16 protein-coding genes are annotated in these 16,656 nt (G+C 38.4%); 12 read left to right on the top strand and 4 right to left on the bottom strand.

Going from position 1 to position 16,656, the window contains the following annotated elements; genetic code table 11:
- The first annotated feature begins 231 nt into the window (after positions 1 to 231).
- The 7 genes from IGI79_RS12550 to IGI79_RS12520 all read left to right on the top strand — a co-directional run bounded on the left by IGI79_RS12550 (position 232) and on the right by IGI79_RS12520 (position 5,789).
- Positions 232 to 846, top strand: coding sequence for a YesL family protein (locus tag IGI79_RS12550; RefSeq protein ID WP_065095929.1), 615 nt, complete (start codon positions 232 to 234; stop codon positions 844 to 846).
- On the top strand, positions 839 to 2,584 hold the full coding sequence (locus IGI79_RS12545) for a sensor histidine kinase (RefSeq protein ID WP_065095930.1): 1,746 nt from the start codon (positions 839 to 841) through the stop codon (positions 2,582 to 2,584). Before IGI79_RS12550 ends, IGI79_RS12545 begins: the two co-directional genes overlap by 8 nt.
- Positions 2,574 to 4,028 carry a response regulator transcription factor gene (locus IGI79_RS12540; protein ID WP_195274073.1) on the top strand — a complete coding sequence of 485 codons (1,455 nt, stop codon included), beginning with the start codon at positions 2,574 to 2,576 and terminating at the stop codon, positions 4,026 to 4,028. Before IGI79_RS12545 ends, IGI79_RS12540 begins: the two co-directional genes overlap by 11 nt.
- A gap of 209 nt (positions 4,029 to 4,237) precedes the next feature.
- The gene (locus IGI79_RS12535; protein ID WP_071867541.1) at positions 4,238 to 4,339 is read left to right on the top strand and encodes a putative holin-like toxin; all 102 of its coding nucleotides are present in this window, start codon (positions 4,238 to 4,240) and stop codon (positions 4,337 to 4,339) included.
- Between the two features lie 380 nt (positions 4,340 to 4,719).
- Positions 4,720 to 4,824, top strand: a complete 105-nt coding sequence (locus IGI79_RS12530; RefSeq protein WP_317742953.1) for a putative holin-like toxin — start codon at positions 4,720 to 4,722, stop codon at positions 4,822 to 4,824.
- A gap of 379 nt (positions 4,825 to 5,203) precedes the next feature.
- Positions 5,204 to 5,305 carry a putative holin-like toxin gene (locus tag IGI79_RS12525; protein WP_074801375.1) on the top strand — a complete coding sequence of 34 codons (102 nt, stop codon included), beginning with the start codon at positions 5,204 to 5,206 and terminating at the stop codon, positions 5,303 to 5,305.
- 382 nt (positions 5,306 to 5,687) lie between these two features.
- Positions 5,688 to 5,789, top strand: coding sequence for a putative holin-like toxin (locus tag IGI79_RS12520; RefSeq protein WP_071867541.1), 102 nt, complete (start codon positions 5,688 to 5,690; stop codon positions 5,787 to 5,789).
- A gap of 299 nt (positions 5,790 to 6,088) precedes the next feature.
- Here the strand turns inward: IGI79_RS12520 and IGI79_RS12515 are convergent, their stop codons facing one another.
- On the bottom strand, positions 6,089 to 8,242 hold the full coding sequence (locus IGI79_RS12515) for a GH92 family glycosyl hydrolase (RefSeq protein ID WP_065095585.1): 2,154 nt from the start codon (positions 8,240 to 8,242) through the stop codon (positions 6,089 to 6,091).
- The gene (locus IGI79_RS12510) at positions 8,223 to 9,290 is read right to left on the bottom strand and encodes a GntR family transcriptional regulator (RefSeq protein WP_065095586.1); all 1,068 of its coding nucleotides are present in this window, start codon (positions 9,288 to 9,290) and stop codon (positions 8,223 to 8,225) included. The genes IGI79_RS12515 and IGI79_RS12510 overlap by 20 nt, the downstream gene beginning before the upstream one ends.
- A 150-nt stretch (positions 9,291 to 9,440) precedes the next feature.
- Here IGI79_RS12510 and IGI79_RS12505 point away from each other — a divergent pair, with 150 nt between their 5' ends.
- The 5 genes from IGI79_RS12505 (at position 9,441) to IGI79_RS12485 (ending at position 14,980) form a co-directional block, all read left to right on the top strand.
- On the top strand, positions 9,441 to 10,730 hold the full coding sequence (locus IGI79_RS12505; RefSeq protein WP_065095587.1) for a glycoside hydrolase family 125 protein: 1,290 nt from the start codon (positions 9,441 to 9,443) through the stop codon (positions 10,728 to 10,730).
- A 14-nt stretch (positions 10,731 to 10,744) separates the two neighbouring features.
- A complete protein-coding gene (locus IGI79_RS12500; protein WP_438846036.1) occupies positions 10,745 to 13,426 on the top strand; it encodes an alpha-mannosidase in 2,682 nt (893 codons plus the stop codon).
- A 3-nt stretch (positions 13,427 to 13,429) separates the two neighbouring features.
- The gene (locus IGI79_RS12495; protein WP_065095589.1) at positions 13,430 to 14,302 is read left to right on the top strand and encodes an ROK family protein; all 873 of its coding nucleotides are present in this window, start codon (positions 13,430 to 13,432) and stop codon (positions 14,300 to 14,302) included.
- Between the two features lie 185 nt (positions 14,303 to 14,487).
- Entirely contained in the window at positions 14,488 to 14,721 is a 234-nt protein-coding gene (gene relB, locus IGI79_RS12490) for a type II toxin-antitoxin system RelB family antitoxin (RefSeq protein ID WP_019723047.1), read from the top strand.
- Positions 14,711 to 14,980 (top strand): type II toxin-antitoxin system RelE family toxin, encoded by a 270-nt coding sequence (locus tag IGI79_RS12485; protein WP_019723048.1) that lies wholly within the window; start codon positions 14,711 to 14,713, stop codon positions 14,978 to 14,980. Before relB ends, IGI79_RS12485 begins: the two co-directional genes overlap by 11 nt.
- A gap of 42 nt (positions 14,981 to 15,022) precedes the next feature.
- Here IGI79_RS12485 and IGI79_RS12480 read toward each other — a convergent pair whose 3' ends face one another.
- Together IGI79_RS12480 and IGI79_RS12475 are read right to left on the bottom strand one after the other, a co-directional pair.
- Positions 15,023 to 15,484 (bottom strand): GyrI-like domain-containing protein, encoded by a 462-nt coding sequence (locus tag IGI79_RS12480; protein WP_195274075.1) that lies wholly within the window; start codon positions 15,482 to 15,484, stop codon positions 15,023 to 15,025.
- A 165-nt stretch (positions 15,485 to 15,649) separates the two neighbouring features.
- Positions 15,650 to 16,504: an RluA family pseudouridine synthase gene (locus tag IGI79_RS12475; protein ID WP_065095591.1), complete on the bottom strand. Its 855-nt coding sequence runs from the start codon at positions 16,502 to 16,504 to the stop codon at positions 15,650 to 15,652.
- Positions 16,505 to 16,656: the final 152 nt, after the last annotated feature.

The raw sequence follows: 16,656 nt of genomic DNA, 5'->3' as shown, positions 1-16,656 counted from the left end.
GCTAAGGTTGTGACGGAAGTGTCTAGCTCCGATAAATAAGGCGGAATCCACGGAAATTGCTCTTGAATTTTTGTGGATTTCGTCTTATTTCCGAAGGAGTTACTTCTAGCTGATGACCGAAGATGTGCTTCTTGAACACCATTTATTTGGTTTTATATATTCCAATATGCTCAAGGTTACAGTATGTTTTTGTATAATAGGATATGATGAAGAATAAAGGGGGAAAGTCCTGTGTTAGGTAGAGCATTGGAAACAGTATTCATACGCGTATGGGTCATCATGAAATTGACATTGTATTTTTGGGGCTTAGCTGTGTGTGGCGGCGTCGTTTTAGGAATCGGGCCAGCTTGGAAAGTTGTCAATGAACAGTTTTATCTCCATGGTTTCGAATATAAAGACATCACGATCAGCGAAAGTTGGCAGATGTTCAAACAGTCCTTCGTGCGAGGAAATCAATTGTTTGGCCTTTTTTCGGCTTGTCTTTTTTTGCTTAGTTATAACTTGTATTTATCTGTACAGATTCAAGGGATTCTTTTCTTAGTGATTGATTTTATTATACTGTTCAGCATGTTGTACGCTTATGCGACGTATCAATATAGTATGATTTTAGATAGTGGCTATCAAATGACTTTAAGAAATCTGCTGAAGTTGAGTTTGATTTCCAGTTTCGCAAGTTTTTCAACTTTCTTAAAAATCATCCTTGGCAGTGGTCTGATTCTTTGGGTGACGTGGAATTATAAAGGGTTGATTTTATTTGGTTTGATTGGGTTACTTACAGTTTGGAACGGAACGATCACCAAACAATGGCGGGAAAATCTGGACTTGCAGTTGGAAACATATGAATAGGTTAGATTTTATCTTTTCAAAAGGAACGTTGTTAAACCGTTTATTGCGTAAATATGCGATCATGATGATTGCTTTGACGATGATTGCAACGATCATCATCAGCGTGCATACATTCATCCAAAGACAAATCCAAGCACAACAAGTAGTGAATGAAGCAGTTCAAAGTACGTTGCGAACGCTTAGTGATAAAACAACGTTAAGTAAAGTGATCAAAGATCAATTTGTAGGGGATTCAGATAAAATCGAGAATACCACCACTTATTTAACTAAACCGATCGATCAATATTTGATGTATGCGTACGACCGACAACGACAATCTGCTGATTTTCTTTCATTCCCTAACGTAGTTCGTGATATGTATGTCAATTATGAAGAGGTAAGTAGTGTGTACCTTGTGTTCAACCAATTACCAGAATATTTTGAGTCCACTAGAGAGAACAAAGGCGGGATAGTCAAGCAGGGAACGCCACAATTAAAACAGGCTTTTTATATCAAAATGACGATTACACAAGGTGGCGCAGAAATTGGCAGTATGTTTGTAGGGTTTGATAAAGATGAACTTGATGCAGCGCTGACGAATTTAAATACGTTTAATGGATTATCTCTTTACATGATTTCCGGAACGAGTAATCGGTTGTATACATTTCATGATCGAGCACTGGGCAAAGAACGAATCTTTAAGCAGGAAAAGTTGATCAATCAGACCCTACAAGCGGATTCTACATTACCAGTGGAGAAATTAGAAAAATCGAATTTTATCCAATCGCAAGAGGTGTCCGACGATTATCGTATTTTAGCCACATTAGATAAGCGTACGGTTCGCCAAGTAACAGAAAAAAGCTTAGCACCGTTAATTATTGGCGTCATTTTATTGGATGGTTTATTGCTTTTATTTTTATACAAGACGTTCAAACGTTATTCTCAACAAATCGATCGTGTCATGGAAGCCATGGATGAAGTGGCTAGAGGGAATTTAGATACTCGTGTGGATACTAGTATCACTGAATACGAGCTAAAAGACCTATCAGTCGGAATCAATGAGATGCTAGGCAGTATCAATCAATATGTGGAAGATATCTACAAATTAGAAATCAAACAACAAGATGCGCACATGCGTGCATTACAAGCACAAATCAATCCGCATTTTCTATACAATACATTGGAATATATTCGAATGTATGCCATCAGTGAAGGTAGTGAAGAACTAGCAGATGTTGTCTATGCTTTCTCTGCATTATTACGTAATAACACCAACCAGGAAAAGACGATTCATTTAAAAGAAGAATTGGATTTTTGTGAGAAGTATGTGTACCTCTATCAAATGCGTTATCCTAGCCGTATCGCCTATCATTTCACGATCGAATCATCATTGGAAGAGATTGAAGTACCTAAATTTATCATCCAACCATTAGTAGAAAATTATTTTAAACATGGCGTTGATTTTACTCGTTTTGATAACGCATTGAGTGTAAAAGTATTTGAAGAAAATGGATTTGTTCATCTTTTGATTCGTGATAATGGCAAAGGAATCACAGAAGAGCGATTAGCTGAAATCAGCGCACAGTTGGCGCAAAGCAAAGTAGAACTCAGTGGATCGATCGGCTTACAAAATGTCAATGAACGGTTGCGTGCTAGTTTTGGACCGAGTTATCAGATGACCCTAGCTAGAAATGCAACTGGTGGATTAACGATCCATATTACTTTTAAAATAAAAAGGGGAGCTGCTGATGTCTTATAACGTACTATTAGTTGATGATGAATATATGATCTTAGCTGGCTTACAAAAAATCATCGATTGGCAAAATTTAGGATTTAACGTTGTTGCTACTGCAGAAAATGCTATGCAGGGACTATCGATTTTAGAGACGCAGCCAATTGATCTAGTTGTCACAGATGTAACGATGCCTGAGATGAATGGATTAGAATTTATTGAAGCTGCTCAAAAAGAACATCTTTTTGAATTTATGATCTTATCGGGCTATCAAGAATTTGATTATCTAAAAAGCGGGATGCAGTTAGGCGCTGTTAATTATTTGATGAAACCAGTCAATAAAGCAGAACTGATTACTAGTCTTGAAACCGTCAAGAAACGCTTGGATCATCGAAGACAACAAAAAAATCAACAAGAAGTGTACCAAGAAATTCTATTTAGCCAATGGTTGAATGATGAATTGGATGAACCTAGTGAAGAAGAACTTTTAGAAAAACTAGGCAAGCGTCAGCGACGTGTCTTACTTGCACAAGTACCTAGGCAGGCTGAAACGACAATCAGTCAGTGGCTGACAAAAAGAAAAGAACCTTTTTATTACCAACGGAATTATGGAGAACTTGTTTTATTTGTTTTGTTGCTTCAGGAGGAGGCAGTAGAACTGTTTAGCCATTTTGTTGAACAGTCGCTGATGTGTGAGAATTGGCTGATCAGTATTGGGGATGAATCTTGTGATCCGGAAACGATACCGCAAAGCTTCCAGCATGCTAAAGATAATTTACAACTACATCAATTCTATGGGGATCAAAATCAACGTATTTTCTATGCCGAACAAGCAGAAATTAAACAATCAATTGATTTTGTATCATTTAGTCGTGTGTTGAAAAGTGGTCAGTTAGCGCTCGCACAACAAATGATTTCTGACTTTTTCGAGCAATTCCAACAGGCGGTCATGTCGCCTGAAGATATCCGTCATTTCAGTTTTTTATTATTTATGGATATCTATCGTGAGCTGATCCGTTTAGAAGATGATGAATACTTAACAGGCATCCAAAAAATCAATCAAGCAAAATCTGTCCAAGAGTTGCATCAACTCCTACTATCTTTATTGGAAAATCAGCATAATCAAAAATATAGTCAAAATGTCGAAAAAGTTCTTCAAATCTTACATGAGAAATATAAAGAACCGTTAACCTTGAAAGAAGTCGCAGAACATTTGCATCTGAATGTCATGTATCTAGGACAACTGTTTAAAAAAGAAACTAAAAAAAGCTTCTCTGCGTACTTGAATCACTTAAGAATGGAACAAGCAAAATGGTTGCTGATCCATAGTAATCAAAATATCAATGAGATCTCTAATGAAATCGGCTATAATAATACGACCTATTTTTCAAAATTATTCAAAAAAATCGTCGGACAGTCGCCTTCAGAATACCGAGAAAATCAAAGTCAAACAGAAGGAAGTTTCATCTGAATAAAAAACAGAGATCGTGAGATTTAACATCTCATTATCTCTGTTTTTATATGATTGAATAAGTAAAAACAATCATATAAAAAAACAAAAAACATAAAATATGTGATGGGTTTTATGTTAAAATGGACCATGTAGATTGTTTATGATGGTAGCTACTCAGGGGGTGATGCCTATGAGCATTTTCCTACTTCAACGAAGGGAGTAGCCTTTTGTCTGTTGCGGAAGCACTGGCATTGATGATCCAGTTCGGATCGTTGATGCTTGCGCTTGTTGGCATTATGCTGACAATCAGCAAAAAAGATAAAAAATAACCCCGTCATAAACTTTTAGCAGAAGTTGACGGGTTTATTTTAGCTCAAAACATGCTACCACAAAACGGCTACATTGAAGCGATGTTCACGCATCGCTTCTTTTCTTTAGTATAGCATCTTAACTAGGTATCTGTAAATAAAGAGTCATGGATAAAAAATCATTTGAGTAAGAAAATAAAAAAACAGAGGATATGCGAACGTAGTTCTCTTATATTCTTTTTTATATGATTGAATAAGTAAAAACAATCTTATAAAAAAACAAAAAATAAAAATATGTGAAAGGCAATATGGTAAAATAAACTATGTAGATTGTTTATGATGGTAGCTACTCAGGGGGTGATGCGTATGAGCATTTTCCTACTTCAACGAAGGGAGTAGCCATTTTGTCTGTTGCGGAAGCACTGGCATTGATGATCCAGTTTGGATCGTTGATGCTTGCGCTTGTTGGTATTATGCTAACAATCAGCAAAAAAGATAAAAAATAACCCCGTCATAAACCTTAGCGAGATTTAACGGGGAATTTCCAAATAATTTTGCTACCGTCATGCGGCTACATTGAAGTGATGTTGACGCATCACTTCTTTTCTTTAGTATAGCATCTTAACGAGTCATCTGTAAATAAAGGGTCATGGATAAAAAATCATTTGAGTAAGAAAATAAAAAAACAGAGGATATGCGAACGTAGTTCTCTTATATTCTTTTTTATATGATTGAATAAGTAAAAACAATCTTATAAAAAAACAAAAAATAAAAATATGTGAAAGGCAATATGGTAAAATAAACTATGTAGATTGTTTATGATGGTAGCTACTCAGGGGGTGATGCGTATGAGCACTTTCCCACTTCAACGAAGGGAGTAGCCTTTTGTCTGTTGCGGAAGCACTGGCATTGATGATCCAGTTTGGATCGTTGATGCTTGCGCTTGTTGGCATTATGCTGACAATCAGCAAAAGCGATAAAAAATAAACCCGTCATAAACTTTTAGCGAAGTTGACGGGTTTACTACGTAAAATTTTGCTACCACAAAACGGCTACATTGAAGCGATGTTCACGCATCGCTTCTTTTCTTTAGTATAGCATCTTAACTAGGTATCTGTAAATAAAGAGTCATGGATAAAAAATCATTTGAGTAAGAGGATAAAAAAACATAGTGTGTGCGAATACAGTTCTCTTATATTCTTTTTTTATATGATTTGACAGGTGAAAACAATCATATAAAAAAAACAAAAAATATAAAATATGTGATGGGTTCTATGTTAAAATGGACCATGTAGATTGTTTATGATGGTAGCTACTCAGGGGGTGATGCGTATGAGCACTTTCCCACTTCAACGAAGGGAGTAGCCTTTTGTCTGTTGCGGAAGCACTGGCATTGATGATCCAGTTTGGATCGTTGATGCTTGCGCTTGTTGGCATTATGCTGACAATCAGCAAAAAAGATAAAAAATAACCCCGTCATAAACTTTTAGCAGAAGTTGACGGGTTTATCATACGTTAATACATGCTACCACAAAACGGCTACATTGGAGCGATGTTAGCGCATCGCTTCTTTTCTTTAGTATAGCATCTCAACGAGTCATCTGTAAACAACGAGTCATGAGTGAAATCAATCATTTAATAAAGTCCTAATGAAGTCGCACATGCTCTAAAATTAGTGCTGAAGAGGATGGCAAATGGAATTAACTAAAGAGGAAGCACTGGGGTAGAAGCTTCCTTAACCACGCTTCTTTTCTAGCTGAACCACTGATATTATTCTTGGCGACTTAAAGAATAAGGCAAACTATCCTCTGAATAAGTTTTAGTATGAGGAACAATGCCTAAATGGTAGTTGATCGTGCCACCGTTTAGTAAATCTTGATGAGTAAAATATAGCTTTTCATAAGTGCAGCCATCTCGGCTTACATGGTGAATAAACTGTTGTTGGGGCTGATTAGGCGTAGCATGGATAGTCAATTGATTGCCGTTTGAAAGTGTTAAGATCACTTGATCAAACAGTGGGATACCAATGACATACTCACCGCTTCCAGGTGTAACTGGGTAAAAACCTAAACTGTTAAAGATATACCAAGCGGCCATACTGCCATTATCCTCGTCGCCAGGATAGCCAGTAGGTGATGCATCGAAAAGTTGCGTAAGCAACTGTTTGATCAAAGGTTGTGCCATTTCGGGTTTCCCAAGGTAATGGAAAAGATAAGGGTAGTGAAAACTTGGTTGATTAGAGATGGCTAATTGTCCAAATTCAGTGGCTGCCATCTCACTCATTTCATGGATTTCAAACCCATAACCACCGACTTCAAACTTAGGCGGTTGATTACATAATTCAACTAATTTGTTCTCAAAAGCTTGTTTTCCACCATGCGCTTCGATCAGACCTGCAAAGTCATGGAAAACAGCAAAACTGCTTTGCCATGCACTTCCTTCTGCGTAATCTGTGCCCCAAGAGATAGAGGAGAAATCAGGACGGAATTTTCCTGAGCAGTCTTTTGAACGCATAAAACCAGTTTCTGTATCAAAAACATTGCGATAGTTCATAGATTGTTGCTGATAGTGATGAGTTGTTTCAACATCAGCTAGTGTTTGAGCAACTTGACTGATACAAAAATCACTGTAGGCATAATCAAGTGTGTGATTGATCGATTCATGGTAATGGTTTGGCACGTAGCCATACTTTAAGTAATCGATTGTCCCTTGGCGACCATAATTTTGTTGATCACTTTGAACTGTCGCCCCTTTTTTCATGGCTTCTAAAAATTCCGGCATATTCTGACTGCCGATACCTTTGATGGCAGCATCAGCGATCACTGCATCGATCAATGTTCCAGGCATGAGACCTCGTTCATCTGGAGAAAGCCATTTAGGTAAGAAGCCAGTTTCTCGATAACTGTTTAAAAAACCTTCCAACATCTCTTCATATTTTTCGACCGCAATTAAAGAAAAGAGTGGGTAAACCGTTTTGTACGTATCCCAAAAACCATTATTTGTATAAAGAATCCCATTTTTTACTGTACAACTAGTGGTATCATAATGGATTTTTTTTCCTTCTGGATCAATTTCGTAAAAAGTTTGTGGGAATAGGAATGTCCGATATAAATTGTGATAGAACGTTTGCATTTGTTTTTGATCATGATGGTTGATTTTGATTCGATCAAAGTAGTTTTGCCATTGCTCCTGACTGTCTAAAAGATAGTCTTTTTCTTGTTTTTCTTGCTCTTGTTTCAAATTGTGGTGAGCTTGTTCATTACTAATGAATGACGTCCCTAGCCGAATCGTCTGTTGCTTGATATGACCAAAATAAAGAGCTACGGTGTCTGCTTGTTCGCTAGAATACTCGAGTTCACTAGTTGTCAGAGGCTGTTCGAAGCCCAAAACAAAATAAAAAGTGAAATTCGGATCTTCTGCGCCCGCAAAATGAGTGACTTGGCCTTCTAGTGTGTAGGCATCTTTTGCAGTAAGACGGAAACGGCCAGGAAATGCTAGTAATAAACCGCTATCATTTTGTTGGTAAGTGATGGAAAGGATGCCGCCATACATACTAGGGATCATTGTCGATTGAATACCGTAACGCAATTGGTCAATGGAAAGGTGGGTGGGACAAAAAGTACATTCTTCTGGGCGATACGAACTTTGGGCATGGAACACCGTGGGTTCTTGTAATACTCCACTGAACGGAGTCATCAAAAAGTGGCTGAAATCCCCCATCCAAGGACTAGGTTGATGAGTCAAACGATAGCCTTGGAAAATCCGGTCATCGGGGTGAAACCACCAACTACCTCTTTGTTCATTTGTCTGTGGGGCAAAATAGTTCATACCAAAAGGAACGCCTGTATAAGGCAGGCAATTCCCATTAGAAAAGTTGGCTTGATTCGCAGTGCCATGACGTGTATCAATTTGTTGAATGTCCATGTGTATACTCCTTTGTCGATAGTCGTTGGATCAAAGTAACAGGATGTTTGATGTCAGCCGGTTTTTCTTTTGTTTGTAACCACTGGATCATCGCTTTGCCCGCCAATTCGCCTAATTGGAGAAAATCTTGGGCAATCGTTGTTAAAGGCGGATCAACCAAAGCGGCAGCTTGGATATCATCGAACCCAATGACGGAAAAATCATTGGGAATGGTGTAACCCAATTGTTTTAACGTAGTCATTGCTTGAATTGCAACTAAGTCATTCTCACAAACAAATGCTGTAACGTTATGTGTATGAATATAGTTAGCTAATTCATTAGTGGTCGCCATTGGATCATTTAATGCAGTATGGAACGATAACTCTGCTTTATTCAGTGCTTCAAGATAACCGAGGTAGCGTTGTCTCACGGATTGTGGATGGGATAAATCACCAAAAAGATAAGCGATTTTTTTGTGACCTTGTTCAATCAGTTGATTGGTTGCTAAAGAACCACCTTGAAAGTTATCCGATAAGACAGTTGGAAAAGGTAACTCATATATTTTTTTATCTAGCATGAGTACTGGAAAGTCTTTTAAGGAAAGCTCAAAAAGCAAGTCAAGATGTTGATCTGTTTCAAAAGCATAATAAATCAAGCCATCAAATTCTTGCATCAAATCATTGGCTGTCTTTGTTTCTAAAAAATCTAAAGTCGTCATCATGACCTCGAATTGATGTTCTTGCATGATTGGATTCAAGCCCTGAGTAAAGTCACCCACGGATAAATCAGACAAGTAAGGCAAAAGAAATAAGATTCTTTTATGAGTAGAGAGACTACGTGAAGGCACACCTTTTTTGGGAGCTTTAACAAAACTTCCTTTTCCGCGTACACGATAAATCAATCCTAGTTGTTCTAATTCTGTCAATGCCCGTTTGGACGTGATCCGACTAACATTGTATTGTTGGGATAGTTCTTTTTCAGTGGGAACTTGACTGTCGACAGGTAAAGTTCCATCATGTATTGCTTTTTCTAGCGCTAAAAATATTGTTTTATATAATGGTTGCTCCATAATTACACCTCTTAATGATATATCATAATTAAATCATAGCATAATACTTGAAAAAGTAAATAGAAAAAAGTTTATTGAAAGCGTAGACATTTATAGCGCGAGCAGGTATAATCCATAATGACATATCAAATAAAAGGGAGTTTATATAATATGGTTTATAAAGATATACCTAATTCAGTGAAGCAATTTATGGATGACATCATACAAAAATGTGGAGAAGAGCATGCAGATTGGGCTAAGAATTTTTCTTCGGCTTTTGCGAATACGTTGTTGACCACAGTCAAACGGCAAGAGGATGGGACAACTTTTCTACTCACAGGAGATATCCCTGCAATGTGGTTACGTGATTCCACCGCGCAGGTTCGTCCTTATTTAGTGATTGCGAAAGAGGATGAAGATTTAGCTGACATGATCAGTGGGTTAGTCAAAAAGCAATTTTACTATATCACGATCGATCCATATGCAAATGCGTTCAATGAACAAGCAAATGGCGCAGGGCATCAAACCGATCACACTCAAATGAACGATTGGATCTGGGAAAGAAAATATGAAATCGATTCTTTATGCTACCCTGTTCAACTTGCTTATTTACTTTACAAGAATACCGGACGTACAGATCAATTTGACCACTCATTTATTGAGGGGATTCAAAAAATCTTAGAAGTTTTTCAAGTGGAACAAGACCATCGACAATCGCCTTACACCTTTACAAGAGACACCACAAGAAAAGAAGATACGTTAGTCAACGAGGGACGTGGATCGGCGATTGCGCCCACGGGTATGACTTGGTCAGGATTTCGTCCGAGCGATGATGCCTGTCAATATGGCTATCTTGTCCCATCCAATATGTTTGCTGTAGTTATTCTAGGATATGTGGAAGAGATTTTCACCTCAATTCTTGAAGACCAAGAAATCGTTGCAAAAGCAAACGACTTAAAAACAGCCATCCAAGAGGGGATTGCCACCTATGGAAAAATCGAAAATCAACAAGGTGAAATGATTTATGCGTATGAAGTAGACGGCTTAGGGAATGCCTCATTAATGGATGATAGCAATGTGCCTAATTTGATTTCAGCACCTTATTTGGGTTATTGCTCCAGTATAGATGAACACTATATAAATACGCGAAATACTTTGTTAAGTAAAGAGAACCCTTACTTTTATGAAGGGAAGTATGCAAAAGGAATTGGTTCTTCGCATACGCCCGAGAATTATATTTGGCCAATCGCCCTAGCGATGGAGGGAATGACGACAGAAGACAAACAAGAAAAAGAACGAATCCTTGATTTACTAGTAGCGACCGATGCAGGGACACACTTGATGCATGAAGGTTTTGATGTGAACAATCCGCAAAACTACACAAGAGAATGGTTTTCTTGGGCAAACATGATGTTTTGTGAATTAGTCATGGATTACTTTGATATCCGAGTGGAAAAATAAGGAGGAGAATAGATATGAAGAAAAAAGTGTATATCATTTCTCATAGCCATTGGGATCGTGAGTGGTACATGGCATATGAGCAACATCACATGCGATTAGTGGAGTTAATGGATGATTTGTTGGAGCTGTTTGAAACCGATCCAGACTTCAACAGCTTTCATTTAGATGGACAGACCATTATTTTAGATGACTATCTACAAGTACGTCCTGAAAAAAGAGAAGCAATCCAACAAGCCATCGATGCAGGAAAATTACGGATTGGACCATTTTATATTTTACAGGATGATTTTTTAATTAGCTCAGAGTCAAATGTTCGGAATATGTTGATCGGTATGGAAGAAAGTCGCAAATGGGGAACGCCGGTCATGCTAGGTTATTTCCCTGATACTTTTGGCAATATGGGACAAACGCCACAAATGATGAAGCAAGTAGGACTAGAAGCTGCTGCGTTTGGTCGTGGAGTGAAACCGATAGGCTTTGATAATCAAGTACTAGAAGCTGAGAACTATTCGTCACAATATTCTGAGATGTGGTGGAAAGGCCCTGATCAAACGGAGATCTTTGGGTTATTGTTTGCCAACTGGTACAGTAACGGGAATGAGATTCCAGCTGAGAAAGAAGCTGCGATTCGTTTTTGGGATCAGAAGTTAGCAGATGCCGAGCAATATGCGTCAACCAACCATCTATTGATGATGAATGGAGTGGATCATCAACCTGTACAAAAAGATATATCAAAGGCAATTCGATTAGCCAATGAATTGTATCCTGACTATGAATTTATTCATTCCAATTTTACGGATTATCTAGAAACGGTACAACAGGATCTTCCTCAGGATCTTGGCTCAGTTGAAGGAGAATTGACGAGTCAAGAAACCGATGGCTGGTATACGTTAGCCAATACAGCTTCTGCGAGAGTTTACCTCAAACAGTGGAACACAAAAGTACAACGTCAACTTGAAAATGTCACAGAACCTTTAGCAACGATGGCGTATGAAGTGACAGGAAAGTATCCGCACGATCAATTAGATTACGCTTGGAAAACACTGATGCAAAATCATCCTCATGATAGCATTTGCGGATGCTCAGTTGACTCCGTTCATCGAGAAATGATTCCGCGTTTTGAAAAAGCCAATGAAGTGGGGAGATTTTTAGCACAAGAAGCATTGGATCAACTGGCAACAGCTATTGATACCAGTGGATTTTCGAAGCAAAGCTATCCTTTTGTTATTTTCAATACAGCAGGAATGCCCAAAACAGGGTCAGCCGTAATCACTTTAGAGTTGGAACGAAAACGATTTGCAGAAGGGATTCCAGAGGAGCTATATCAAGAATTGGCGGAACAACCTAAGAAATACTACCATGTTGAAACGTCTGAAAAAAAACAGATCCCAGCTTTGATTTCTGAAGAAGTTGTATCATTTGGCTATGATTTACCGAAAGATCGCTTTAGAGTGCCATATATGGCAAGATATGTCACGATTGAGCTACCGATTGATGAAATGCCTGCATTTTCATGGGAAACATTCGCTTTAGTTGAAGGAGCCACGGATGAAAAACAAGAGTCGATGATTACTCAAGCAGGACGCTGTATTGAAAATCAATTCGTGCATGTATCCATTGAGCAAAACGGGACATTGACCTTATTGGATAAAACGACCGGGCAAGAATTTGAAGAGTTATTGACATTTGAAGACGTCGGTGACATCGGTAACGAATATATCTTCAAACAACCAGAGAATGAACAAGCGATTCTTTCAAAAGACCAACCGAGAAGTACTGTTGACATCATCAAGGATACATCTGAAATCGCTCAAATCAAACTAACTCAAACCATTGACATCCCTATTTCTGCAGATGATCGGTTAGAAAAAGAGCAACAAATGGTACGAGAGTTCCGCTTTAGACAAGCCCAACGCTCAAAAGAAACAAAGCCACTGACAATCACAACACTGATTACGTTGCGTGCAGAGAGCAAAAAGATCGATTTTACAACAACCATCGATAATCAGATGAAAGATCATCGCTTACGTGTCTTATTCCCAACAAAGTTACATGTGGAACAACATGAAGCAGATAGTATTTTTGAAGTCGTAGCTCGTCCAAATCAAGTCTCTGCAAGTTGGGAGAACCCGACCAATCCCCAGCATCAACATGCCTTTGTCCAATTAGGCGATGCAACCCAAGGAATAACGATTGGTAATTTTGGTTTGAATGAATATGAAATCTTGGATAGAAAAACCATTGCGGTGACATTACTGCGTTGCGTCGGTGAGATGGGCGACTGGGGTTATTTCCCGACACCGGAGGCACAGTGTTTAGGTGTTCACCAATTCGATTACAGTTTAGAGGTTCACTCTGGAAAAGATAAATTTGCCACATACAAACATGCTTATGCAGCTCAAATTCCATTTTCGACAAAGCAATTGTCCAATCAAGTAGGCAAACTATCACCGAAAAAACAATATTTATCAATCAAAGGGGAAACGTTTGCAATTACTGCTTTGAAACGAAGCAAACTTAATGATAAACTAGTAGCGAGAGGATTCAATATGTCTAGTCATTTAGAATCGTTGCATTTGACGAAAAATGGCAAAAAAGGCAAACGGTTGAATCTCATTGAAGAAGAATGTCAAGAGACGATTGACGAAATGCTCCAGCCTTATGAGATTCGGACAGTCGGCTTTGAGGAGGAATAATTGATGTATGGTGGAATAGAAGCAGGTGGAACAAAATTTATTTGTGCAGTATCAGATCAGGGAGAAATCATTGAAAAAATCAGTGTACCGACAACTTTACCAGAGGAAACATTGGCGTTAGTGTTTGATTTCTTTGATCGCTTTGAATTAGAAGCAATTGGAATCGGTTCCTTTGGTCCAATCGGTATTGATCCAACGAATGATCGCTATGGCTATGTCTTAGCTACGCCTAAACAAGGATGGCGAGATTTTGATTTCTTAGGAAGCATCAAACAACGATACGACGTTCCTTTGGCATGGACAACCGACGTCAATGCTGCGGCATATGGTGAATTGTTGAAAGGAGCGGCGCAAGGGAAAAACAGTTGCATCTACTTGACTGTCGGCACAGGCATTGGTGGCGGAGTTGTGTTGAATAGCGATATTCTTTCTGGGAGTGCGCATCCGGAAATGGGACACATCATGGTCAAACGTCATCCAGAAGACGACTACGAAGGAACTTGTCCTTTCCATAAAGACTGTTTAGAAGGATTAGCGGCTGGACCATCAATTGAAGCACGTACAGGAATCAAAGGCCAAAATTTACCTGAAGATCATCCTGTCTGGGATATCCAAGCGTATTATCTTGCACAAGCATTAGTCAATTATACGTTGACACTAGCACCAGAAAAAATCATTTTAGGCGGTGGTGTCATGAACAAAGCACACTTACTGCAAAAAGTGAGAGAACAATTTACGACATTGATGGCTAGTTACATGGAAACACCTCCAGTCGAGGAGTATATTGTTCAATGGGGAATGCCAAATGAGAGTGGGATTATCGGAAGCTTGCTTTTAGCGGAAAAAGCACATCGAGAAGGAAACGAATTTGCATAAATCTAAGAAGAAAATAGCGACTTTTAATTTTTAGATGGAAACTTGAATAAAAATAGGTATAGAGAACGACTGTCATTATTGGTAGCCGTTCTTTTTTATTCTCTATATCACGTACTAACGTTGTATTGACAAAAAGATGTATTTTTAGTACGATGTTGTTACAAATTAGAGCGGAGGGATAGATTATGGGACAATCCACAATTACATTTAGAATTCCAGATGATGAAAAAGAACTAGTAGCAGAATATGCTAAAGCACATAACTCATCATTGACGGAACTTTACAGGACGTCAGTTCTTGATAAAATCGAAGATGAGATTGATTTAAAATTATTAAAAGATGCAATGGCACTTTCTAAAAAGAAAAAAGAGAAGGGGATTTCTCAGTCTGACATGGAGAAGTTGCTAGATGAAGTATAAAGTTATCTATATGCCTCAAGCGCAGAAGCAGTTAAGAAAGATGGATCGAAATCAGGCAAGAATAATCGTTGCTTGGATTAGAAAAAATTTGGAAGGAACCAGCACCCCTCGACAACACGGTAAAGGATTGACGGGAAATCGAGGTGGTGAGTGGCGGTACCGCATTGGGAATTATCGCATACTAGCAAATATAATTGACTCTGAAATTATAATTGAAATATTTGCTATTGGTCATAGAAGCATTATTTACAAGAAATAATCGTTGCAAATGAGACTAGTTTGGAGCAACATGAATCCGAACTTAATTGATTGGAAAAACAACTTGTGTCAATAATTGGTCTTCCGGTGTGTCAAGCGGATTACTTAGATAGTAATCATAATAAACGCCAGTACTTTCCGAATGATTTTCTTGGAGATAAACCAGCATTGCCTCGTATGTTGCCTCAAGTGTGGCGTAAGAACCTTGATGTGTGGCGATTACGGCTTTTCCACCGTATGTTTGACTCATATACACCTCATCATTTGCAGAAATCTCCGTATTGATCGGAATCCCTAATTCGATATCAAAGACGGTAAAGTCTTCATTGCTATTCAGGTAAGCGCAGTAGGGGGCGCCAATCAGTTGGGCACCTTGTTCAGCAACAGCGTGCATCAATTTTTCATAGCCAGTATCTATTGTAGCGGTCATGTTCTCCATAGTAACAGCAGTCGCTTTGGTTGCTACAGCAATTTGGGACGAAAGGTTAGTTATTTCAATATTCATATGAATGATCTCCTTAATATTTTTTATATACATACTAATGTAAGTCTAGCATGTATGCGCTTACTGTCAATTCATATTTTTGATAGAAACAGGAAAAAACTGAGAATCGGGATCGTGTTAAGTTCCCAAATCTCAGTTATTTTGTTTATGACTATTTTCAAGTGTTTACCATAATCCCGGCAATGCTCGTGCAATGATTTTTTCTTGTGTAAATGGATGGAGCATATGAAGTTCCAACGCATGGAGCATCAAACGTTTCGCTGACTTCGTTTGATAGAGCGGGTCACCAACAATGGGGTGGCCTTGATTTGCTAAATGTACACGGATTTGGTGGGTTCGTCCTGTATCCAAGACACAATAGACCTTTGTTTTATCTGCCGAAACTTCGGCGACTTGAACATGTGTGATGGCTGGTTGTCCATTTCTTGGATCAACCACTCGTTTGCGACGATCATGACGATCTCTGCCGATTTTGTCTGTGATCGTTACATCTTGAGAAAGTTTACCCCAAACAACGGCTTGATAACGGCGGTAGATTTTTTTCTGTTCCAACATTCTACCTAAAATAGGTAAAATAAAAGGATTTTTAGCAAATAGAACAGCTCCACTCGTTTCCTTGTCTAATCGATGAACGACATATGGACGTTGCTTTTTTTGATCTAAGTAAGCAGCCAGATGATTCAATAACGTATTCGTTTCTGTCGGTTCATTCGGATGCGTTTTGATACCGACTGGTTTGTTGACGATGATCAAGTGCTCATCCTCATATAACACGCTGACTTTTGCTGCCTCCCCCAATTGGATCTCTTGGTAACTATAGTCAGTTTCCTCAAAGTGCAAAGTGATTTGATCTCCAGCTTTTGCTTCGTGATGGAATAAAACAGGTTTGCGATTCAATAAGACGTTTTTACGTATACGTAAAAAGTGTCGGACTTTTCTTGGTACAAGCCACTCATTTTCTAATAATTCTCGAATCGTCATGGTTGGATGAGATTCAGGTAACGTGATCGTGATGTCCACATGCTCACACCTTTCATTGAAATTCAGATTCATTGTAACATTTTTAACAGATATTTAAGAAAAAAATGGAAAAATTCCTTCACTTCATATGCTAAACTATCCACATTGTGAATAAACAAAGCGTACACCTACATCTCAAGCAGGACGTCACG

The organism is Enterococcus sp. AZ084 (assembly GCF_051714905.1).
Classification (GTDB): domain Bacteria; phylum Bacillota; class Bacilli; order Lactobacillales; family Enterococcaceae; genus Enterococcus_B; species Enterococcus_B pernyi.
The sequence above is the reverse complement of the archived record's forward strand: the minus strand, read 5'-3'. Positions and strand labels throughout refer to the sequence as shown.

What these genes read in the sequence shown, in the direction of transcription:
- IGI79_RS12510 (WP_065095586.1), bottom strand. Translation starts at nt 9,290, where the DNA reads ATGGAGCAACCATTATATAAAACAATATTTTTAGCGCTAGAAAAAGCA.
- IGI79_RS12540 (WP_195274073.1), top strand. Translation starts at nt 2,574, where the DNA reads ATGTCTTATAACGTACTATTAGTTGATGATGAATATATGATCTTAGCT.
- IGI79_RS12505 (WP_065095587.1), top strand. Translation starts at nt 9,441, where the DNA reads ATGGTTTATAAAGATATACCTAATTCAGTGAAGCAATTTATGGATGAC.
- IGI79_RS12485 (WP_019723048.1), top strand. Translation starts at nt 14,711, where the DNA reads ATGAAGTATAAAGTTATCTATATGCCTCAAGCGCAGAAGCAGTTAAGA.
- IGI79_RS12545 (WP_065095930.1), top strand. Translation starts at nt 839, where the DNA reads ATGAATAGGTTAGATTTTATCTTTTCAAAAGGAACGTTGTTAAACCGT.
- IGI79_RS12515 (WP_065095585.1), bottom strand. Translation starts at nt 8,242, where the DNA reads ATGGACATTCAACAAATTGATACACGTCATGGCACTGCGAATCAAGCC.
- IGI79_RS12480 (WP_195274075.1), bottom strand. Translation starts at nt 15,484, where the DNA reads ATGAATATTGAAATAACTAACCTTTCGTCCCAAATTGCTGTAGCAACC.
- relB (WP_019723047.1), top strand. Translation starts at nt 14,488, where the DNA reads ATGGGACAATCCACAATTACATTTAGAATTCCAGATGATGAAAAAGAA.
- IGI79_RS12500 (WP_438846036.1), top strand. Translation starts at nt 10,745, where the DNA reads ATGAAGAAAAAAGTGTATATCATTTCTCATAGCCATTGGGATCGTGAG.
- IGI79_RS12495 (WP_065095589.1), top strand. Translation starts at nt 13,430, where the DNA reads ATGTATGGTGGAATAGAAGCAGGTGGAACAAAATTTATTTGTGCAGTA.